General features: G+C 67.3%; 21 protein-coding genes. 8 read left to right on the top strand and 13 right to left on the bottom strand.

Features of this window, described 5'->3' with window-relative positions:
* Positions 1 to 20: 20 nt before the first annotated feature.
* Complete coding sequence (locus tag ACE3QC_RS10065; protein ID WP_374407779.1) at positions 21 to 1,088, bottom strand: ribonucleotide-diphosphate reductase subunit beta; 1,068 nt, start codon at positions 1,086 to 1,088, stop codon at positions 21 to 23.
* Between the two features lie 326 nt (positions 1,089 to 1,414).
* Here ACE3QC_RS10065 and ACE3QC_RS10060 point away from each other — a divergent pair, with 326 nt between their 5' ends.
* Positions 1,415 to 1,651, top strand: coding sequence for a DUF2171 domain-containing protein (locus ACE3QC_RS10060; RefSeq protein ID WP_374407777.1), 237 nt, complete (start codon positions 1,415 to 1,417; stop codon positions 1,649 to 1,651).
* An 89-nt stretch (positions 1,652 to 1,740) separates the two neighbouring features.
* On the opposite strand, the gene ACE3QC_RS10055 is transcribed toward ACE3QC_RS10060, so the two are convergent.
* From ACE3QC_RS10055 to nadB, 3 genes are all read right to left on the bottom strand, one after another.
* Complete coding sequence (locus ACE3QC_RS10055; RefSeq protein ID WP_374407775.1) at positions 1,741 to 2,040, bottom strand: hypothetical protein; 300 nt, start codon at positions 2,038 to 2,040, stop codon at positions 1,741 to 1,743.
* A complete protein-coding gene (locus ACE3QC_RS10050) occupies positions 2,037 to 4,097 on the bottom strand; it encodes a ribonucleoside-diphosphate reductase subunit alpha (protein ID WP_374408055.1) in 2,061 nt (686 codons plus the stop codon). Before ACE3QC_RS10050 ends, ACE3QC_RS10055 begins: the two co-directional genes overlap by 4 nt.
* Before the next feature lie 578 nt (positions 4,098 to 4,675).
* Positions 4,676 to 6,256 (bottom strand): L-aspartate oxidase, encoded by a 1,581-nt coding sequence (nadB, locus tag ACE3QC_RS10045; RefSeq protein WP_374407774.1) that lies wholly within the window; start codon positions 6,254 to 6,256, stop codon positions 4,676 to 4,678.
* A gap of 73 nt (positions 6,257 to 6,329) precedes the next feature.
* Here nadB and ACE3QC_RS10040 point away from each other — a divergent pair, with 73 nt between their 5' ends.
* The 3 genes from ACE3QC_RS10040 (at position 6,330) to ACE3QC_RS10030 (ending at position 8,335) form a co-directional block, all read left to right on the top strand.
* The gene (locus ACE3QC_RS10040) at positions 6,330 to 7,154 is read left to right on the top strand and encodes an endonuclease/exonuclease/phosphatase family protein (protein ID WP_374407773.1); all 825 of its coding nucleotides are present in this window, start codon (positions 6,330 to 6,332) and stop codon (positions 7,152 to 7,154) included.
* A gap of 4 nt (positions 7,155 to 7,158) precedes the next feature.
* On the top strand, positions 7,159 to 8,070 hold the full coding sequence (locus tag ACE3QC_RS10035; RefSeq protein WP_374407772.1) for a PHB depolymerase family esterase: 912 nt from the start codon (positions 7,159 to 7,161) through the stop codon (positions 8,068 to 8,070).
* 67 nt (positions 8,071 to 8,137) lie between these two features.
* A complete protein-coding gene (locus tag ACE3QC_RS10030; protein WP_374407771.1) occupies positions 8,138 to 8,335 on the top strand; it encodes a hypothetical protein in 198 nt (65 codons plus the stop codon).
* Positions 8,336 to 8,345: 10 nt separating this feature from the next.
* Here the strand turns inward: ACE3QC_RS10030 and ACE3QC_RS10025 are convergent, their stop codons facing one another.
* Entirely contained in the window at positions 8,346 to 9,287 is a 942-nt protein-coding gene (locus ACE3QC_RS10025) for an ABC transporter ATP-binding protein (RefSeq protein ID WP_374407769.1), read from the bottom strand.
* Positions 9,288 to 9,366: 79 nt separating this feature from the next.
* Between ACE3QC_RS10025 and ACE3QC_RS10020 the strand changes: the two genes are divergently transcribed.
* The 4 genes from ACE3QC_RS10020 (at position 9,367) to ACE3QC_RS10005 (ending at position 11,111) form a co-directional block, all read left to right on the top strand.
* A complete protein-coding gene (locus tag ACE3QC_RS10020) occupies positions 9,367 to 9,627 on the top strand; it encodes a zinc-finger domain-containing protein (RefSeq protein ID WP_374407768.1) in 261 nt (86 codons plus the stop codon).
* Between the two features lie 67 nt (positions 9,628 to 9,694).
* On the top strand, positions 9,695 to 10,123 hold the full coding sequence (locus ACE3QC_RS10015; RefSeq protein ID WP_374407767.1) for a hypothetical protein: 429 nt from the start codon (positions 9,695 to 9,697) through the stop codon (positions 10,121 to 10,123).
* A gap of 1 nt (position 10,124) precedes the next feature.
* A complete protein-coding gene (locus tag ACE3QC_RS10010) occupies positions 10,125 to 10,538 on the top strand; it encodes a hypothetical protein (RefSeq protein ID WP_374407766.1) in 414 nt (137 codons plus the stop codon).
* 24 nt (positions 10,539 to 10,562) lie between these two features.
* Positions 10,563 to 11,111, top strand: coding sequence for a DUF924 family protein (locus ACE3QC_RS10005; RefSeq protein ID WP_374407765.1), 549 nt, complete (start codon positions 10,563 to 10,565; stop codon positions 11,109 to 11,111).
* 4 nt (positions 11,112 to 11,115) lie between these two features.
* Here ACE3QC_RS10005 and ACE3QC_RS10000 read toward each other — a convergent pair whose 3' ends face one another.
* The 8 genes from ACE3QC_RS10000 to ACE3QC_RS09965 form a co-directional block, all read right to left on the bottom strand.
* On the bottom strand, positions 11,116 to 12,561 hold the full coding sequence (locus tag ACE3QC_RS10000; protein WP_374407764.1) for a Na+/H+ antiporter NhaC family protein: 1,446 nt from the start codon (positions 12,559 to 12,561) through the stop codon (positions 11,116 to 11,118).
* Positions 12,558 to 13,709 (bottom strand): PLP-dependent aspartate aminotransferase family protein, encoded by a 1,152-nt coding sequence (locus ACE3QC_RS09995; RefSeq protein ID WP_374407763.1) that lies wholly within the window; start codon positions 13,707 to 13,709, stop codon positions 12,558 to 12,560. Before ACE3QC_RS09995 ends, ACE3QC_RS10000 begins: the two co-directional genes overlap by 4 nt.
* 66 nt (positions 13,710 to 13,775) lie before the next feature.
* Positions 13,776 to 14,486, bottom strand: coding sequence for an endonuclease III (gene nth / locus ACE3QC_RS09990; protein WP_374407761.1), 711 nt, complete (start codon positions 14,484 to 14,486; stop codon positions 13,776 to 13,778).
* Between the two features lie 9 nt (positions 14,487 to 14,495).
* Positions 14,496 to 14,882, bottom strand: coding sequence for a type II toxin-antitoxin system VapC family toxin (locus ACE3QC_RS09985; RefSeq protein WP_374407760.1), 387 nt, complete (start codon positions 14,880 to 14,882; stop codon positions 14,496 to 14,498).
* Between the two features lie 5 nt (positions 14,883 to 14,887).
* On the bottom strand, positions 14,888 to 15,145 hold the full coding sequence (locus tag ACE3QC_RS09980; RefSeq protein ID WP_374407759.1) for a type II toxin-antitoxin system Phd/YefM family antitoxin: 258 nt from the start codon (positions 15,143 to 15,145) through the stop codon (positions 14,888 to 14,890).
* 107 nt (positions 15,146 to 15,252) lie between these two features.
* Positions 15,253 to 16,827: a glutamine-hydrolyzing GMP synthase gene (gene guaA, locus ACE3QC_RS09975; RefSeq protein WP_374407758.1), complete on the bottom strand. Its 1,575-nt coding sequence runs from the start codon at positions 16,825 to 16,827 to the stop codon at positions 15,253 to 15,255.
* 425 nt (positions 16,828 to 17,252) lie between these two features.
* Positions 17,253 to 18,809: a class I adenylate-forming enzyme family protein gene (locus tag ACE3QC_RS09970; RefSeq protein WP_374407757.1), complete on the bottom strand. Its 1,557-nt coding sequence runs from the start codon at positions 18,807 to 18,809 to the stop codon at positions 17,253 to 17,255.
* Between the two features lie 32 nt (positions 18,810 to 18,841).
* Positions 18,842 to 19,558, bottom strand: a complete 717-nt coding sequence (locus ACE3QC_RS09965; protein ID WP_374407755.1) for a ZIP family metal transporter — start codon at positions 19,556 to 19,558, stop codon at positions 18,842 to 18,844.
* Positions 19,559 to 19,564: the final 6 nt, after the last annotated feature.

The following is a 19,564-nucleotide window of genomic DNA, read 5'->3' as shown; positions in this document are numbered from 1 at the left end:
TCACCCGCTGCTGTTCAACCTCACTCCGCCGCCACACTCCCGGCCCCGGCATCATCCCCGAACAACCCCGGCCCCTCGTCCCCGGCGTCGTTCGCTTCCTCGCCCTTCTTCGCCTTCTGGCGCTGGTCGAAGCTCGACCAGACGTCCTGCCAGTTGCCCTTGGTCGCGCCTTTCGAATATTCGGTCGCGCGGGTTTCGAAGAAGTTGGCGTGCTCCACGCCGTTCAGCAGCGGGGCGAGCCAGGGGAGCGGGTGGTCCTCCACCATGTAGATCGGCTTGAGGTTGAGCTGGCCCAGCCGCCAGTCGGCGATGTAGCGGATGTAGCGCTTGATCTCGTTCGCGGTCATGCCGGGCACCGGGCCCTGCTCGAACGCGAGGTCGATGAAGGCGTCCTCCAGCCGCACCGTCTTCTGGCACATGTCCATGATGTCTTCCCTGACCGACTTGGTCAGGCAATCGCGCTCGCGCACGAATTCGTGGAACAGGCGGGTGATGCCTTCGCAGTGCAGGCTCTCGTCGCGCACCGACCAGCTGACGATCTGGCCCATGCCCTTCATCTTGTTGAAACGCGGGAAGTTCATCAGCATGGCGAAGCTGGCGAAGAGCTGGAGCCCTTCGGTGAAGCCGCCGAACATCGCCAGCGTGCGGGCGATGTCCTCGTCCGAATCGACGCCGAACTGCTGCAGGTAATCGTGCTTGGCCTTCATCTCCTCGTATTCGAGGAACATGCCGTATTCGCTTTCGGGCATGCCGATCGTGTCGAGCAGGTGCGAATAGGCGGCGATGTGCACCGTCTCCATGTTGGAGAAGGCGGCGAGCATCATCTTCACCTCGGTCGGCTTGAACACGCGGCCGTATTTCTCGTGGTAGCAATCCTGCACCTCGACGTCGGCCTGGGTGAAGAAGCGGAAAATCTGGGTGAGCAGGTTGCGCTCGTGCTCGGAGATTTTCTGCGCCCAGTCGCGGCAGTCCTCGCCCAGCGGCACTTCCTCGGGCATCCAGTGGATCTGCTGCTGCCGCTTCCAGAAGTCGTAGGCCCACGGATATTCGAACGGCTTGTAGGTCTTGCGGGCTTCGAGAAGGGACATCTGGCGTCTCCGGTTGGCGTGAACCCCTACATATAGCGTGCGGGGGCCGAATTGGGAATCGGTTTGCGGCGGCAGGCCGGGTTCGGGCGAAGGGTGAGTCCGCCGGGCAACATACCGCCCCCGTTCGCGAATCGCCCCCGCGCGCCGCCTCGTCGAGCCAAGTCTATGCCCGCCGCGATGCGCACCAAAACGCGCGGCGGCGATGGGGTGGGGATAACCGGCAGGAGCGGCGCGACCGAGCCGTTTCGCGCGTGCGGCAAACTGCGGAACGATCGGGCCGCTTCGGCCATTGGTAAGGTGTATACCAGATCGAAAGGGCTTACCTCGTGTTCGAGAAACTGCGCATCAAGGAACACATGGAAGTGGCCGACGCGAACGGCCGGCACGTCGGCACGGTCGACGAAGTCAACGACGACAAGATTAAGCTGACCAAGTCGGACAGCGCCGACGAAATTCATCACTTCCTGTCGCTCGACGATGTCGAGAAGATCGACGACAACCGCATCTACCTCAAGGCAGAAGCGCGTATTCCGGCGGGGCTCGGCACCAACGCCGCGACCTGACGGTTCGTCGATCCGCCGCGCCCAAGGGGCAGCGGCAGCAAGCCCCGGCTCGCCACCACGGCGCGGCCGGGGCTTTTGCTATCCGGCGCTTATTTGCACGATCTAGAGGAGAACCACGAGCCTCCGCCGAGCACGGTCACGCCGAGGAAGAACCCGAAATCGTACCATCCGCCACGGTTGGGCACCGCATAGACCGCGATATCCGGATCGAACAACGATCCGATGAACGCGAACGGAAACACGAAACCGTGCCACAGGCCCCAGAGGAAACCGGGTGCCGACGCTTCCTGCGATACGCCGGCATCGACCTGCGAAGCGCAGGCGCTCAGCGTCACCAGCAGCAACGCCGCTGCTACGGCCCGTCCCCGCGAGGGGCGGGATCGCTTCACTGGCAGGCCAGGCATTCCTCGTAGTCGGTCTGGTCGCCGCCCGCGCTCAGTTCGTACTTCGCGGCGTCGGGGGTGTTGTCGGTCTCCACCCCGCCGGCGAAGCCCGCGCGCTGCACGGACTTGGAGCGCAGGTAGTAGAGCGACTTGATGCCCTTCTCCCATGCCTGGAAGTGCAGCATCATCAGGTCCCACTTGTCGACGTCGGCCGGGATGAACAGGTTCAGCGACTGCGCCTGGTCGATGTAGGGCGTGCGGTCGGCGGCGAATTCGAGCAGCCAGCGCTGGTCGATCTCGAAGCTGGTCTTGAAGGTCGCCTTTTCCTCCGGCGTCAGGAAGTCGAGGTGCTGGACCGAACCGCCGCGCTCGAGGATCGAGTTCCACACGTTGGTCGAATCCTTCGACTTCGCGCGCAGGATCTTCTCCAGATACGGATTCTTGACCACGAACGAGCCGCTGAGCGTTTTGTGCGTGTAGATGTTCGCCGGGATCGGCTCGATGCAGGCGCTGGTGCCGCCGCAGATGATCGAGATCGAGGCGGTCGGCGCGATCGCCATCTTGCAGGAAAAGCGCTCCATCGCGCCCATTTCCTCGGCGTCGGGGCACGGGCCCCGCTCCTTGGCGAGCATCATGCTCGCTTCCTCGGCCTTGGCGGCGATGTGCTTGAACATCTTGAGGTTCCACACCTTGGCCATCGGGCTTTCGAAGCCGATGTTCTTCGATTGCAGGAACGAGTGGAAGCCCATCACGCCCATGCCGACCGAGCGCTCGCGCATCGCCGAATACTTGGCGCGCGCCATCTCGTCGGGCGCGCGGTCGATATAGTCCTGCAGCACGTTGTCGAGGAAGCGCATCACGTCTTCCACGAACAACTTGTCGCCTTCCCACTCTTCCCACTTTTCGAGGTTGAGCGAGGACAGGCAACAGACCGCGGTGCGATCGTTGCCCAAGTGGTCGCGGCCCGTGGGTAGAGTGATTTCCGAGCACAGGTTCGAGGTCGAGACCTTGAGGCCCAGTTCGCGGTGATGCTTGGGCATCATCCGGTTCACCGTGTCGGAGAAGACGATATAGGGCTCGCCGGTCGCGAGGCGGGTCTCTACGAGCTTCTGAAACAGGCTGCGCGCATCGACCGTCTTGCGCACCGATCCGTCGCGCGGGGAAACGAGGTCGAATTCGGCCCCGTCGCGCACCGCTTCCATGAACTCGTCGGTCAGCAGCACGCCGTGGTGCAGGTTGAGCGCCTTGCGGTTGAAATCGCCCGAAGGTTTGCGAATTTCGAGGAATTCCTCGATCTCCGGGTGCGAGACGTCGATGTAGCACGCGGCCGATCCGCGCCGCAGCGAACCCTGCGAGATGGCGAGGGTCAGGCTGTCCATCACCCGCACGAAGGGGATGATGCCGCTGGTCTTGCCATTGAGGCCGACCGGCTCGCCGATCCCGCGCACATTGCCCCAATAGGTGCCGATCCCGCCGCCCTTGCTGGCCAGCCAGACGTTCTCGTTCCAGGTGTCGACGATGCCTTCGAGGCTGTCGTCCACCGAGTTGAGATAGCAGGAAATCGGCAGGCCGCGGTTGGTGCCGCCGTTCGACAGCACCGGGGTCGCGGGCATGAACCACAGCTTCGACACGTAGTCGTAGAGCCGCTGGGCGTGGTCCTGATCGTCGGCATAGGCATCGGCGACGCGCGCGAACAGATCCTGGAATTTCTCGCCCGGCAGCAGGTAGCGGTCGATCAGCGTTTCCTTGCCGAACTCGGTCAGCAGCGCATCGCGCGCTTCGTCGGTGACGACGTCGAACCGGCGGTCGAGGATTTTCTTGCTGTCGGGCTTCTCGGCGTTGGCTTTCGCCGCCTCGGCGACGGCCTGCGCGAGCGCTTCGCCGGCCTTCTGCGAGATCGCGGCATCCGCGACCAGTTCGTCGCTGCCCTTGTCCGCCGTTTCCATCGCTACCGCCTTATCCATGCGGGGCTTGGCCTCGACCGGATCGACCGCGCGATCGATCGTGGTGTCTTCTGCCTGGTCGAGTCCCATTGCCGCTTCGTCCCCGGTCCTGAAATCCATCTGTCGCCCGCCCCATTCCTGTGCCGTGTCGAACACCCGCGCCATGCGCCCGATGTTCCACTTCCGTTCGATTCGGCGGAGCAGCTCTCCACCTAGCATTTCTCCATCGCGGTTCGGGCAATTAGTTTTCCCCCGATCCGCCCACATCCAGTCTTTGCACGCGGGTTCGCCATGGTTCGAATCGTCGCGCGCGCTCCCGGCGCATCCCTCGCGACAACACTATCCTGTGGCCCCCTTGCGAACCGAACCACTAGATACTGAATCAGCGGCGAGTCCGGCGCAAGGGGGTAAATCGTCGGTAACCATCGTGCGGGGCGGTGTATTATCCGGCTGCATCGCCGCGACGCGCCGGAAATCCGCGGGTCGTTTCGCGCGCAACCCCGAAAATGAATCAGCGAAAAAATTTATATGCGGAAAGTGGGGATGGCGGGGATTTGAATCAATCGAATCGGGCGGCGCAATTTGGTTATGCGGTTTGAGCGGGAAAGGGATGATCTTTGCTGGCGTGGCGCCATGGATTCCCGCATTCACGGGAATGACATAGAAGAAGCGCACGCTGGTCGCGCAGCCAGTCGCGTTTACGGCACCAGCACGGTGTCGCGCGCGACCGGATCGGTTTCGGGATAGTCGAGCGTGAAATGCAGCCCGCGGCTTTCGTGGCGCTTGAGCGCGCTCTTCACGATCAGGTCGGCACACTGGTGGAGGTTGCGCAGCTCGATCAGGTCGGTGGTGACGCGGAAGCTGCCGTAGTAATCCTCGATTTCCCGCGCCAGCGTGGCGATGCGATGCGCGGCGCGTTCGAGCCGCTTGGTGGTGCGCACGATGCCAACGTAGTTCCACATGAAGCGGCGGATCTCGGTCCAGTTCTGCTTGATGACGACCTCTTCGTCCGAATCGGTCACCCGGCTCGCGTCCCACTCGCGGATCGGCGGCGGCGGGGGCAGGTCGTCCCACCCGGCGAGAATATCGCGCGCCGCCGCCTCGCCGAACACGAAGCATTCGAGCAGGCTGTTGGAAGCGAGGCGGTTGGCGCCGTGCAGGCCGCTTTCGGTGCATTCGCCCGCCGCCCACAGCCCCGGCAGGTCGGTGCGCGCATCGAGCCCCACGAGCACCCCGCCGCAGGTGTAGTGCTGCGCGGGCACGACCGGGATCGGCTCCTTCGTCATGTCGATGCCGAGGCCGAGCAGCTTCTCGTGGATGGTCGGGAAATGCTGGCGCACGAATTCGGGCGGTTGGTGGCTGATATCGAGGTGAACGTAGTCGAGCCCGTAGCGCTTGATCTGGTCGTCATTCGCGCGTGCGACGATGTCGCGGGGCGCCAGTTCCATCCGCTCCGGGTCGTAATCGGCCATGTAGCGGTGGCCAGTTTCGGGATGGAGCAGTCGCCCGCCCTCGCCGCGCACCGCCTCGGTGATCAGGAAGTTCTTGACCTCGAGGTTGTAGAGGCAGGTCGGGTGGAACTGCATCATCTCCATGTTGGAGACGCGCGCGCCGGCGCGCCAGGCCATCGCGATCCCGTCCCCCGTCGCGCCGCGCGGCGCGGTCGAGAACTGGTATACCCGCCCCGCACCGCCCGCCGCGAGCACGGTGGCGCGCGCGACGTGCCGTTCGACCCGCCCGCTCGCCTGATCGAGCGCATAGGCGCCCCAAACGTGCCCGTCGCCGGAGAACTTCTCGCCATGACGCCCGGTGATGAGGTCGATGCAACTCCGCCCCGGCAGCAGGGTGACGTTCGGGTGCGCCTCGGCCGCCTTCAGCAGCGCTTCCTGCACCGCCCAGCCGGTCGCATCGTCGACGTGGACGATGCGGCGGTGCGAATGCCCGCCTTCGCGGGTGAGATGGAGATCGGCGCCGTCCGTGTTGAACGGCACCCCGAGTTCGACCAGCCGGTCGATCGCGTGCGGCGCGCGTTCGATCACGAACTCGACCGTCTCGCGCCGGTTCAGCCCCGCCCCGGCGACCATCGTGTCGCGGATATGCTCGTCGAACGTGTCCCCGGCATCGAGCACCGCGGCGATCCCGCCCTGCGCCCAAGCGGTGCTGCCGCCGGTGAGCGAGCCCTTGGCCAGCACGGTCACCTTTTTCGTTTCGGCCAGCGCCAGCGCCGCGGTGAGCCCGGCCGCGCCCGATCCGATGATCAAGACATCGTATTCATTCATTCTTCCTCTTTTGCACAGCGCCGCGGTGCGCGACAGTGGGAGACACGATCGGGCCAGCGAGGAAATGATGCGGATGTTCGAAGCTGAGATTGGCCGGCGCGCGATGCTGGCGGGGATGGCGGCGCTGCCGCTCGCCGGATGTGCACGGGGGCTCGCGGGCGGCGCGGGAAGCGGCCTCTCGCTCGCAACGTTCAACATCTGGCATGACGCCGGCGGTCACTGGCCCAGGCGGCTCGAATTGCTGACCACCGCTCTGCGCGCGGCGAACGCCGACGTGATCGCGCTGCAGGAAGTGCTGGAGGATGCGGGCAAGGGCCTGCCCAACCAGGCCGAGACGCTCGCCGCCGCGCTCGGTTATCCCGAGGTCCATTTCGTCGCGGTCGAGCCCGAAGGTGCGCCCAAGCGTTACGGCAACGCGATCTTCACCCGCCTGCCGGTGATCGAGGTCGAGCGGCGTAAGCTCGACCCGCTCGACGACTATCGCACCGCGATCCGCGTGCGCGTGCGGACTGATGCGGGACCGGTCGACGTGGTCGGGACGCATCTGGCGTGGAAACCCGAGCAGGGGCCGGTCCGCGCACAGCAACTCGCCGATCTGCTCGCCTGGCTGCCGCAGGACGGCACGCCGCTGGTGGTGATGGGCGATTTCAATGCGCCGCTCGACGATCCCGGGCTCGCCGCGATGGGCCCGCCGCGGTTCGCAACCGCGCTGCCGCGCGACGCGGTGGAGACCACGCTCGTTACCGCGCGGGGCCACGATCCACGGGTGATCGACCACATCTTCGCCGAGCGCGAACACTTTACGGTGCTGGGCGCCGAGGTGATCGGCGATCGGCCGGTGGGCGGCGAATATCCCTCCGACCATTTCGGGGTTTCGGCCCAGCTGGCGCGGCGGTGAGGCGATGACGATCCACCGCATGCTCGCCCGCCTCGCCGCGCTGGCCGCTCTCGCACTCTTCGCGCAGCCGGCATTCGCGGCGGAATGCCTGCTTGGCGCGCCGGGCACGACGCAGCGTGTCGAAGTTTCCGACACCGGCCGGGCGATGACGGTCCACGTTCCCGGGGGCGTGGACCGCATTCGCAACCTGCCGCTGGTGTTCCTGCTGCACGGCAGCGGCGGCACCGGGGCGGCGATGCTCGAAAGCTCGGGCCTCGCCGCGACGTCGGACCATCACGGCTTCCTGCTCGTCGCGCCCGATGCGGGCATTCCGGTCGAGCGCGGCTTCGTGTGGAATATCCCCGGCGTGCCGACGATCACCGGAGAAATCCCGACCGAAGATGATGCCGACGACGTCGCCTTCCTGGCGGGCACGATCGACTGGCTGGCGGAACGGGGCTGCATCGACCCGGACCGGGTCTACGCCACGGGGCTTTCGGGCGGTGGGCGGATGACCTCGTGGCTCGGCTGCGTCGCCGCCGACCGCTTCGCCGCGATCGCGCCGGTGGTCGGGCTGCGCGCCGGAAACCCGCTGCCGGACGATCCGCAGCGCCCGGACCCGGCGACTTGCACGCCGAGCCGCGCGATGCCGGTCTATGCCTTTGCCGGGGCGGACGACACGGTCAATCCGGTGGCCGGCGGCGGCGCGGGCTACTGGCAGTATCCGATGGACGCCGCCCTCGCCCGCTGGGCCGAAATCGATGGCTGCCGCGAGGAGCCGGAAACCGTCGCGGTATCGGATACCATCGAGGAACGGCGCTATGCCCGCTGCGACGGGCAGGCTCGCGTGGTCGGACGGGTGGTCGCGGGGCGCGGCCACGAATGGGTCGCCGACAACGAAGCGATGTGGATGTTCTTCTGGCGCTATCGCCACTGAACGCCCGCGTATGTATCGGCTTGCCAAGCGCGGGGCCACGGATAGAATCGCGGCGAAGGGGTCTGTCATGGACGAATCGAAGAGCGAAGTGGAGCGGCTGCGCCACGAGCGCGACAATGCCGAACACGAAAAATCGATCGCCAAGCGCCTGCTCGACCGCGCGGCGAGCGAGATCGAGGAACTGGCCGACGCCGACTGCGAGGAGGCCGCGAAGGACCGCGCGCTCGAAGCCGCGCGCCGTTTTCGCCGCGCCGCCGCGCCCTAGTGTCGCGACCCTAGCCCGCGCTGGTCAGCGACACGAACACGTCTTCCAGATCGGCCTCGCGCGTGGTCACGTCCTCGATCGCGTAGCCGTGCGCCTGGACCTGCGCGAGCACCTGCCCGGCGCTCGCCTTGTCGCGGTCGTAAGTGATCTCGAGCGTGCGTGGATCGACCACTTCGGCCTTGACGAAGCCTTCCTCCATCGGCGGGCCCGCCAGATCCTTGTCCACCGTGACGCGCACGATCTTCTCGCGCGCCATGCCGACCAGTTCGCGGGTCGGCTTGTTCGCGATCAGCTTGCCATGGTTGATGATCGCGATCCGGTCGCAGAGCTGCTCGGCTTCCTCGAGGTAATGCGTGGTGAGCACCACGGTGACGCCCTGCGAATTGAGATCGGTCACCAGTTCCCACAGCTGCCGCCGCAGCTCGACGTCCACCCCCGCGGTCGGCTCATCGAGCACGAGGATCGGCGGCGAGTGGACCATCGCCTTGGCAATCAGCAGCCGCCGCTTCATGCCGCCTGAAAGCGTGCGGGCATAGGCATCGCGCTTGTCGGCGAGGTGCACCGCGGCGAGCAATTCCTCGCTGCGCCGCTCAGCCTTGGGAATGCCGTAAAATCCACCTTGGTTCTCCAGCACCTCGAACGGGGTGAAGAACGGGTCGAACACGATTTCCTGCGGCACGATGCCGATCATCCGCTTGGCGTTGCGCGGGTTCGCGTCGATGTCGAAGCCCCAGATTTCCGCGCTGCCCGCGGTCTTGGTGACCAGCCCGGCCAAGGTGTTGATCAGCGTGGACTTGCCCGCGCCGTTGGGGCCGAGCAGGCCGAAAATCTGGCCCTGCGGCACGTCGAAGCTGACTCCGTCGAGCGCCAGCTTGCCTGCTTCGCCCTTCTCCCCCGCATAGCGCTTGGTCAGGTTGCGGATCGCGATGGCGGGTTCGGGGGCGTCGGTCATGGCCGCTCACTTGGGCGCGTCGGCCTGATCCGTAAAGGGCCAGTTGCACGGGCAAGCGCTTGGCATTATCGGCAGCGGCATGGAGATTCCGCCACCCGAAGTCACTGTGGTCGACCACCACCGCGTCAAATGCGACGGCGCCGAAGCGATCCGCGGCGGCGACCGTTATCAGCCGTCGGCGCTCGGGCATCCGCGCGTGTGGCTCGAAATCGACGAGCACGGCTATGTCGATTGCGGCTATTGCGACCGGCGCTTCGTGCTGCGCGGCGGCCCGGCCGACGGCGCGAACCAGGCCGCGCTGGAAGACATTTCCGCCGGGAGCGACCCGGGCCACGCCTGACCGCGGCGCATCGGGGCTGGCGCGCCCGCTCATGCGCTATTCAGCCGGTTATGGTATGCAAGTGGCCATGAAACGCCACACGATCAGCCGACTCGCGGCCATTTCGGCATTTGTCGCAGCCTGCGCGCCGTTCGCGGCAGCCGCGGACGAGCAGAGCGCGGGCGAGCGGGAACTCGCCGAAATCCTCGAAGGCCGCGTCGCGGGCGAGCCCGTCAAATGTTTGCGCAGCAGCGAAAGCGACCGGATGCAGGTGATCGACGATACCGCGTTCGTGTTTCGCGACGGCGCGACGATCTACGTCAACCGTCCGCGCGGGGCCGAAATCCTCGACGACAGCGACCTGCCGGTGTTCCGCCAGTTCGGATCGCAGCTTTGCCGGCTCGACCAGGTCGAATTGCGCGACCGGATCAGCGGCATGCCGGGACCCGTGATCGTGCTCGATACGTTTACGCCTTATACCAAAGCTGCCGGCGCCGATGCCGGCGAAGGAGGCTGACATGAAGACAGTGACCCTCTTATCCGCCCTTGTCGCCGGCACGATGCTCGCAGCCCCGGTGACCGCGAGCGCGCAGGATGATGCGCAGACCAAGGGCCAGGCCGAGCTCGCCGAGCTGCTCGAAGGCCGCGTCGCGGGCGAACCGCAATCGTGCGTACGCACGCTTCCCAGCACGCCCGTCAACATCATCGACGGAACCGCGCTGGTGGTCGATCGCGGCAGCACGATCTACGTCAACATCCCCGATCACCCCGATTCGCTCGACGACAACGATGCGCTGAAGATCAGGAAATTCGGCAGCGGCACGCAGCTCTGCCGGACGGATATCATCACGACCTTCGATCGCACCGGCGGGTTCTATACCGGCAATGTCTCGCTCGGCGATTTCGTGCCGTACGAGCGCGTCGGCGGCTAGGGTTTCGACAGCCCCGACCGCGACATGACCGCCGCCCCGCGCCGCTGGGCGGCGGAACTGCTGTATGTCTGGTTTCACCGGCTGGGGCCGGAGGACTGGTATCGCGGCGGCGCTGCGGTCGATGCGCTGCTGCGCCGCCGCTTCGCGCGCGAGTGGCACGCGCTCCGGCATCGTCCTGCGCGCACGTTCCTGCTCGACCGGCGCACGGCGCAGGCGGCGGTGCTGCTGTTCGACCAGGTGCCGCGCAACCTGTTTCGCGACGATCCGCGCGCCTTCGCCACCGATCCGCTCGCGCGCCGGATCGCGAAGGGAATGATCGCGCGCGGCTGGCACCATCGCTTGCCCCGGCGCGAGCGCGCCTTCGTCGGCATGCCGCTGATGCACAGCGAGGCGATCGCGGACCAGCGCGCCTCGCTCGCCTTCTTCGCCCGCCAGCCCGAACAGCGCCCCTTCGCGCAGAGCCACTGGCGCATGATAGCCCGCTTCGGCCGCTTCCCCCACCGCAACCCGGTGCTCGACCGCCGCTCGACCGCCGCCGAGCGGCGCGCGGTTGACGCCGGAATGGCGTGGTGACCTCCTAGCCGGCAGGGTCCGCTGCCGGCTTCAGCCCCTTGCCCGTGAGGCGATGGCGCAGCGCCATCAGCAGGCCGAAGACCGGGCCCAGCCAGCAGAACACCGCCCACGGGGCGTAGGCGAGCGTGGCGACGCCCAGCGTCGAGGCCATGAACAACGCGGAAACGGTCCACGGCATCAGCGGCTCGGTGACGGTGACCGAATCGGCCAGCGCGCGGCTGAGGTTTTCCGGCGCAAGGTCGCGTTCGGCGTACGACGGGCGGAACAGCCCGCCGACCACCAGCGCGGTCACTCCGCCGTGGCTGGTGATCCCGACCATCGTTGCGCCCGCCGCCATCGTCGCGGCGACGAGGCCGAACGCGCCGCGCACCGCCGCCAGGAGCCGCGCGAGCAGCGCGTCGAGCGCGCCCGAAACTTCCATCCCCGCAGCGAGCAGGAACGCGGCGAGGATGAACACCAGCGTCGGCGCCATCGCGTTCAGCCCGCCGCGCTCGACCAGCCCGGCGAACTGCTCGCTCGCCGCGAAGCCGGGCGCGACCTGGTCGAGCGCGAAGCCGCCGACGAAAGCATGGACCGCGCCCGCGGCGGGAAAACCGTTGACCGCGACGCCCACCACCAGCGCGACCACCGCCGAGCCGACGATCACCGGCGCGGGCGGCCAGCGCATGCCGATCCCGACCAGCGCGACGAGCAGCGGCAGCGCGGCCCACCAGCCCGGCGCGAACAGCGCGACCAGCTCGGCGCGGATCGCGCCGGCGGGGCTCGCGCCTGCCAGCGACGCGCCGGGGACAAGCAGCGCGTAGGCGGCGAGCGCGATCAGCGCAGGCGGCAGGCTGGTTGCCATCATGTGCCGGATATGCGCGTAAAGCTCCGCCCCCGCGCCGATCGCGGTGATGTTGGTCATGTCGGAAATCGGCGAGAGCTTGTCGCCGAAGTAGGCGCCCGAGACGACCGCGCCCGCGACCGGTGCGAGCGGCAGGCCCATCGCCTCGGCCGCGCCCATCGTCGCGACGCCGATCGTGCCCGCCGAGCCCCACGAGGTGCCCGAGACGACCGACATGAGCGCGGTGGCGAGGAAGGCGGTGAGCGCCATCCATTGCGGGCTGACGAGGTCGATCCCGAGCACCACCAGCAGCGGGATCGTCCCCGCGAACATCCACGAACCGAGCAGTGCGCCGATCGCGAGCAGGATCAGGATCGCCGGCAGCGCATCGGCGAACAGCCGCCCGGCGGCGGCCTGCACCTCGGCCCAGCCGTGCCCGCGCGATCGGGCGACGATCGCGGCCACCGCGGCGGCGAGCAGCAGCGCGAGCAGGAGCGATTCGCCGCCGAACCCGAACGCCGCTGCGCCGCCGGCTATTCCCGCGAACAGCGTCGCCACCGGGAGGAGCGCGAGGCTTAGCGGAAGGGGCGCGCGGGTCTCGGTGCCGGTCATGCTGGTATCGGTCATGCGAGGGCCTGTTCGAGATCGGCGATCAACGCGTCGGCGCCTTCCAGCCCGACGGACAAGCGCAGCAGCGTGCGCGGCATGCGGCCCTCTTGCTCGGACCCCGGATCGCGGCGGTGGGGGCTGGTGACGAGACTCTCGACCCCGCCCCAGCTGATCGCCTTGCCGAAGAGCTTCAGCCGGTTACCGATAGCGAGCGTTGCGGCGTGATCGGGCAGGTCGAACTCGGTCGAGAACAAGCCGGAGTGCCCGCGCATCTGGCGCGCGAACAGGTCCGCCTGCGCGCCCTCCGCAAGCGCGGGATGGAACACGCGGCGCACCTTCGGATGATCGGCCAGCCAGCGCGCCACCGCCAGCGCGTCGGCCTGTTGCTGCGCCAGCCGCGCGGGCAGCGTCATCAGCCCGCGCAGCAGCAGCCAGGCGTCGAACGGCGCCATCGCCGCGCCCATCGGCATGTAGGCGCGGTAGAAGATCCGCTCGACCAGTTCGCGCGACCCCGCGACCGCGCCGCCCAGCGTGTCCGAATGCCCGCCGATGTACTTGGTCAGCGAATGCAGTGCGAGATCGCAGCCGAGCGCGAGCGGCTTCTGCAGCAGCGGGGTGGCGACCGTATTGTCGATCGCGGTGAGGATGCCGCGCGCTTTCGCCAGCGCGCAGACCTGCTCGATCGGCAGCAGTTCGAAGCGCATCGAGCCGGGGCTTTCGAGGTAAATCAGCCTCGTCGCGGGCGTCAGCGCGGCTTCGATCCCGTCGATATCGGCGGCGAAGCAGCGGCTGTGCGACACGCCGTACCCCTCCAGCCGCTGCGCGAACCCGATCGTCGGGCCGTAGATGTCGCCGCAGAACAGCACGTGATCGCCCTGCCCGAGCAGCGCGAACAGCGTCGCCGAGATCGCGCCCATGCCGCTGGCGAAGCACTTGGCCGCCTCGGCGCGTTCGAGCGCGGCCAGCGCGGTCTCCAACTCGCGCACCGTGGGATTGGTGCCGCGCGAATAGACGCTCGTCTCGTGCTCGCGATCCTGCGCGGCGAACAGTTCCTCAAGCGTCTCGAACCGGAACAGCGAAGCCTGCACGATCGGCGGCATGATCGGCCCCGCCGCGTGGCCCGAGCGCAGGCAGGTCAGGGTGTCGGCGGGATCGATCGCGTCCATCGGCGGCGTATTCCTCTCGCTGTCGCTCGGCCTTGCGGGAGGCAGGCCATCGGCGAGATCGCGCATTCACGCAAGCCCGGAGCCGGTGCGGCAATCGCCGCGCACCGGGCAGGCCGGGCACTGCGGCTGGCGGGGTCGGCAGAGGACCTGTCCGAGGCGCTTCACCAGCAGGTGGTGCTCGTCGATATCGGCGGCGGACCAATCGGTGGGGAGAACCGGCATCAGCGCATCGTAGGCACGGGTGGTGTCGGCGTGCGACGGCACCAGCGCCATGCGCTGGACCACGCGGCGGTGATGGCCGTCGATCACCAGCGCGCGCCGCCGAAGCGTCGAGGTGTTCACCACCCCCGCGGCGACCTTCCGCGCGACGCCGGGCAGCGTCTCGAGCCAGGCCAGCGCGGCGTCGGTTTCCATCGCGGCGAGATGTTCGAGATCGACCGCGCCGCGCCGCTCGATGATCGCGACGAGGCAATCCTTGAGCCGCGCGGCGGCGACATCGGGAAAGGTCTGCCGAGCCAGCCGCGCCTCCAGCGCCGCGACAGGCACCACCGCGACGGCTTCCCAGCTGCCGAAATCGGCGAGCAGCCGATCGGTCGCCTCATTCGAAATCCGCGTCTTCGTGCGCGCGCCGATCACGCCCTGCACCAGCACCCACACCGGATCGCGCCGCTTTGCCGCCGGTCGCACGATGCGCCCGAACCGCGATATCAGCGCCGCCTGCATCCGCCGCAGTACTTCCGTGCGCGGGTCCGGGCCGAGCGGGAGCTGTCCGGTCACGCGGGCCCTTCAGGCCGCGGCGAGGATATCGGTCTGCGCGAAATCATCGCCCTTGAACAGCAGCGGAAGGCCGCGCGTCTTCGCCAGCGCATAGGCGAACAGATCGCCGAAATTGAGCTGCGCGGGGTGGCCGCTGCCCTTGCCGTAGCGAACGAAGGCTGCGTGGGCGGCATCGGCCTGCGCGATATCGACCGGGATTATGTCGAATTCCCCGGAGGCTAGAAACGCATCCAGTCGCTCGACCATGGCCGTCCCGGAACGGCGATGCAGGACGAGCCGTGCTTCGACCAGCGTTGCGGCACTGACGGCACAGGTTTCCGCCCTGCTCATCGCAGTTCGCAACGTGTCGCGCTCGGGCTCCGCCAGCATGATCGCGACGAGTGCCGACGTGTCCACGCAAATCATATGGGCAGGCCGTTCTCATCCCATTCGAGATCGGACGGACCATCGGTACGTGGCAGCTGGTCGGCCTCAGCCAGAATCGCATCGATGCGTCTGCGCCGTTCCGCCTTGTCCACTGCTTGCGCGACAGCGAGCGGTGTCAGCCGCACCTGTGGCACGCCATCCTTGTCGATCACCACTTCTTCGCCGCGAAGGGCGGCGGCGATGAGCTTCGACAATTGCGCCTTTGCGTCACCGATGTTGAAGTGCACCGTCATGGAGTGAAATTAGGTTGACCAAGCAGGTTGGTCAAGATCGCGTTCGACGCGCCTCATGTCGCCGAGCGAACCGGCCGCGCCCGTCCTGGACGGTCGCAATTCGTGATTTACTCCCATTCGATCGTGCCGGGCGGCTTGCTGGTGTAGTCGTAAACCACGCGGTTGACGCCCTTCACCTCGTTGACGATGCGCGTGGCCACGCGGGTCAGGAAACTGGCGTCGAACGGATAGACGTCGGCGGTCATGCCGTCAGTGCTGGTCACCGCGCGCAGGCCGCAGACGCTGTCGTAGGTGCGGCCGTCTCCCATCACGCCCACGGTCTTGACCGGCAGCAGCACCGCGAAGGCCTGCCAGATCGCATCATATAGCCCTGCGGCGCGGATTTCTTCCAAGTAGATCGCGTCGGCCTTGCGCAGGATGTCGCAGCGTTCCTTGGTCACTTCGCCGGGAATGCGGATCGCGAGGCCGGGGCCGGGGAAGGGGTGGCGGCCGACGAACACCTCGGGCAGCCCCAGTTCGCGGCCCAGCGCGCGGACCTCGTCCTTGAACAGCTCGCGCAGCGGTTCGACGAGCTGCATGTTCATCCGTTCGGGCAGGCCGCCGACGTTGTGGTGGCTCTTGATCGTGACGCTCGGCCCGCCGGTGAACGAAACGCTTTCGATCACGTCCGGGTAGAGCGTGCCCTGCGCGAGGAAATCCGCGCCGCCGATCTTGGTCGCCTCGGCCTCGAACAGGTCGATGAACGCCTTGCCGATGAACTTGCGCTTTTTCTCCGGGTCGGTCTCGCCCGCGAGGCCGCCGAGGAACTGCTCCTCCGCATCCACATGGACGAGCGGGATGTTGTAGTGATCGCGGAACAGCGTGACGACCTGGCTCGCCTCGTTCATCCGCATCAGGCCGTGATCGACGAAGACGCAGGTGAGCTGCTCGCCGATCGCCTCGTGGATCAGCACTGCGGCGACCGCGCTGTCGACCCCGCCCGACAGGCCGCAGATGACCTTGCCGTCACCCACCTGCGCGCGGATTTCCTCGATCTTGGTTTTGCGGAATTCGGCCATCGTCCAGTCGCCCGCGAGGCCGCAGACGTGGCGCACGAAATTCGCCAGCAGCCGCGCGCCGTCGGGCGTGTGGACCACTTCGGGGTGGAACTGCGTGCCGTAGTAGCGCCGCTCGTCGTCGGCGATCAGCGCGAAGGGCGCGCCGTCGCTGACCGCGACGATGCGGAAGCCCGGGGCGAGCTGCGTGACCTTGTCGCCGTGGCTCATCCACACCTGATGACGTTCGCCCGGTTGCCACAGCCCGTCGAACAGCACGCATTCCTCGCTGACGGTGCAGTAGGCGCGCCCGAACTCGCCGCCTTCACCCGTTTCGTGGCCCGGGCGAACCTCGCCGCCCAGCTGCTGCGTCATCACCTGCTGGCCGTAGCAGATGCCGAGGATCGGCACGCCGCTGTCGAACAGCACCTGCGGCGCGCGCGGGCTGCCTTCGTCGGGCACGCTTGCCGGCCCACCCGAGAGGATGATGCCTTTGGGCTTCATCCGTTCGAAGGCTTCTTCGGCCTGCGTGAACGGAGCGATTTCGGAATAGACTCCGGCTTCGCGCACGCGGCGTGCGATCAACTGGGTCACCTGGCTGCCGAAATCGACGATAAGGATGGAATCGGGGAGATGCTGCGGGTCCATGCGCCCCGTTAGGGGGTGCGCGCGTCGCCTGTCCAGCGGCTCGCTACGGACTCGAACTTTCGAACGCCCGCACACTCCGTCGATTGCATTCTATCGATCATCTTTCCCACAAAACCCAGCAATGTGTTGCGCATTTTGCAACAAATCTGGCAGTTTTCTCATTTGTGAAAAGCATCGCGAAAGATTATTTCACGCCTTGAGCCGGGCGGAAGGTCTCTCCTCTCTCCCTCCTTCCCCCGGCTTGCAACAGGAGACACGCCATGCGCACGACTGCATCGCATTTCCTGGCCTTCCTCGTGGCGGCTTCGATAAGCAGCCTCATGCTCGGCGCGGCAATCGCCTGAGTTGACACGAACGGTCAGCGAACGAGACGCGGCCGCCCCAGTCCTCTCCCCCGAAAACTGGCGGCCGCGTCTCAATCGCGCCTATTCGATTCCCCCGATACTCTCGGCGCGCGCGCGCAGTTCGGTCTTGAGCAGCTTGCCGATATGGCTGCGCGGCATCTCGTCGATCGCGTGAAGCATTGCGAGGCGCTGGGTCTTGCCCAGCCGCGCATTGACCGCGGCAAGGATCGCTTCGGTCGTTTCCCCGGCCTCGCTTAAACGGACGAAGCCCACCGGCGTCTCGCCCCAGCGGCGGCTCGCCACGCCCACCACCGCAGCCTCGACCACGCCGGGTTCCCTTTCCAGCTCGGCCTCGAGGTCCGAAGGAAACACGTTGAACCCGCCCGAGATGATCATGTCGTTGGCGCGGCCGACCAGTTCGACGAAGCCGTCGGCATCAAGCCGGCCGATGTCGCCCATGCGCTGCCAGGTCTCGCCGGTCGCGGGATCGGTCCAGTAGGCCTCGCGCGTCTTGTCCGGCCGGTTGCGGTATCCGCTCATCATCGTCTGGCTGCGGCCCACCAGATTACCCGCGGTGCCCTGTGGCACCTCTTCGTCGGCATCATCGAGCACCTTCAATTCGCTCCCCGGCGCGGGGCGGCCCACGGTGTGGAGCTTGTCGGGAAATTCGTGGCACGGCAGCAGGCACACCACCCCGCCCTCGGTCATCGAATAGATCTCGATCAACGCGCCGGGCATCCGCTTCAGCACCTCGCGCTTGAGCGGGGCGGGGAACGGGGCCGAGGTGCAGTACTTGACCGCCAGCGCCGAGAGGTCGAATTCGGCAAAGCGCGGCTCGTCCATCAGCCGCTGGTATTGCACCGGCACCAGCATCGTCGCCGTGGTGCGGTCGGCCTGCGCGCCTTCGAGCCAGCCGAGCGCCGAGAACTTGCCGGCCACCCGCACCGTGCCGCCGGCCAGCAGCGGCGCGAGGAACGCGACCATCGTGGTGTTCGAATAGAGCGGGGTCGAGGCGAAGGCCCGCACCTCCAGCTCGCTGGCGATGTAGGACGCGGCGATGCTGGCGAACTGCCGCCAGCGCATCCGGTGCGAATGGACGATGCCTTTCGGAATGCCCGTGGTGCCGCTCGAATAGATGATGTTGAACGGCTCGTCCGGCTGCGGATCGAAGGCGTCGGCGCGGGTTCCGGCTGGCGCCATCCAGCCGTCGAGTTCCTCGTCGAGCACGATCCGGTCGAGATGGGGAAGGAAATCGGCGCCCAGTTCTTCCGCTTTCGCGCGATCGACGAACAGGTGGCGCGCCCCGCTGTCGCGCGCCATGCCTTCGAGCTGTTCGCGGCTCGCGCTGGTGGTGAGCGGCGCGGCCACCCCGCCCGCGCGTACCGCCGCGAGGAAAACGAGCGCGTAGGCCACGCTCGAATATCCGAGGATCGCGACCGACTGTCCGCGCTCCAGGCCCGTCTGTTGCAACTTCGCCGCGATCCGTTCGACCCGCTCGCCGAGTTGGCCCCAGCTTATCTCGCCGTGCTCGTCGCGCAGCGCGGGCTTGCCGGGCTGTCGCCTCGCCCATGCGGCGAGGATATCGGGGAAGGCGCCATAAGGTTCGGCGAGCGCGGCGGCGGGATCGGCTATCGGCATACCCGCCGTTCTATTTCCTGCGCAGCGCTTGTCTAGCCGCCGAGTTCGCCGAGCGCGAAGGCGAGGATCACGCCGAGCGCGGTCGCGACTCCGGCCCAATGGCGATCTTCCTTGAACGCTTCGGGGAACACGGTGATGGCGAGGCTGGCGACCACCGCCCCGGCGGCGAAGCAGCGGATGAAGGCGAGGTGGTGTTCGCTCGCGCCCTCGAGCAGCACATTGCCACCGATCGCCGCCAGCGAGAGCAACGCCGCGGTCGCGGCCCACAGCGTGAAGATGTTCCCCTTGGAACGGCCGGTATCGGCCATCTGCCGCGCGCCGCCGGCCGCCTCGGGCAGATTGGACAGCAGGATCGATCCCGCCAGCGCGGCGACTTCGGGCGCGCCCGCGCCGATCAGTGCGACCCCGAGCGCGAGGTTTTCCGGTATCCCGTCGAGCGTGATCGCGGCGAGCAGCCCGCCGCCCGAATCGGGACCCCAGCGCTCGTCGATCCAGTAATCGGCCACGGCGAACACCACCGCGCCGCCGGCCACCCCGAGAGCGGCGACCCACAGCGAGCTGCCTTCGATCGAGGGCTGAATCAATTCGGTCGTCACCGAGAGCAACAGCGCGCCGCCGGCGAGCGCGACGAGGAAACCCTCGGTGCGCTTGTGCAGAGTGCCGAAGATGCCCCAGGCCGCGCCCGCTATCAGCGCGCCCGAGACCACCAGTACGACCAGCAACGTCATCGCCATGCGATCGGAACGCACGACGGC

The organism is Pelagerythrobacter sp. (genome assembly GCF_041912895.1).
Lineage (GTDB): Bacteria > Pseudomonadota > Alphaproteobacteria > Sphingomonadales > Sphingomonadaceae > Pelagerythrobacter.
The sequence above is the reverse complement of the archived record's forward strand: the minus strand, read 5'-3'. Positions and strand labels throughout refer to the sequence as shown.

Coding starts and splice junctions, on each gene's coding strand:
- ACE3QC_RS10065 (WP_374407779.1), bottom strand. CDS start 1,088: ATGTCCCTTCTCGAAGCCCGCAAGACCTACAAGCCGTTCGAATATCCG.
- ACE3QC_RS10050 (WP_374408055.1), bottom strand. CDS start 4,097: ATGGATTTCAGGACCGGGGACGAAGCGGCAATGGGACTCGACCAGGCA.
- nadB (WP_374407774.1), bottom strand. CDS start 6,256: ATGAATGAATACGATGTCTTGATCATCGGATCGGGCGCGGCCGGGCTC.
- ACE3QC_RS10040 (WP_374407773.1), top strand. CDS start 6,330: ATGTTCGAAGCTGAGATTGGCCGGCGCGCGATGCTGGCGGGGATGGCG.
- ACE3QC_RS10035 (WP_374407772.1), top strand. CDS start 7,159: ATGACGATCCACCGCATGCTCGCCCGCCTCGCCGCGCTGGCCGCTCTC.
- ACE3QC_RS10030 (WP_374407771.1), top strand. CDS start 8,138: ATGGACGAATCGAAGAGCGAAGTGGAGCGGCTGCGCCACGAGCGCGAC.
- ACE3QC_RS10025 (WP_374407769.1), bottom strand. CDS start 9,287: ATGACCGACGCCCCCGAACCCGCCATCGCGATCCGCAACCTGACCAAG.
- ACE3QC_RS10020 (WP_374407768.1), top strand. CDS start 9,367: ATGGAGATTCCGCCACCCGAAGTCACTGTGGTCGACCACCACCGCGTC.
- ACE3QC_RS10015 (WP_374407767.1), top strand. CDS start 9,695: ATGAAACGCCACACGATCAGCCGACTCGCGGCCATTTCGGCATTTGTC.
- ACE3QC_RS10010 (WP_374407766.1), top strand. CDS start 10,125: ATGAAGACAGTGACCCTCTTATCCGCCCTTGTCGCCGGCACGATGCTC.
- ACE3QC_RS10005 (WP_374407765.1), top strand. CDS start 10,563: ATGACCGCCGCCCCGCGCCGCTGGGCGGCGGAACTGCTGTATGTCTGG.
- ACE3QC_RS10000 (WP_374407764.1), bottom strand. CDS start 12,561: ATGACCGATACCAGCATGACCGGCACCGAGACCCGCGCGCCCCTTCCG.
- ACE3QC_RS09995 (WP_374407763.1), bottom strand. CDS start 13,709: ATGGACGCGATCGATCCCGCCGACACCCTGACCTGCCTGCGCTCGGGC.
- ACE3QC_RS09980 (WP_374407759.1), bottom strand. CDS start 15,145: ATGACGGTGCACTTCAACATCGGTGACGCAAAGGCGCAATTGTCGAAG.
- guaA (WP_374407758.1), bottom strand. CDS start 16,827: ATGGACCCGCAGCATCTCCCCGATTCCATCCTTATCGTCGATTTCGGC.
- ACE3QC_RS09970 (WP_374407757.1), bottom strand. CDS start 18,809: ATGCCGATAGCCGATCCCGCCGCCGCGCTCGCCGAACCTTATGGCGCC.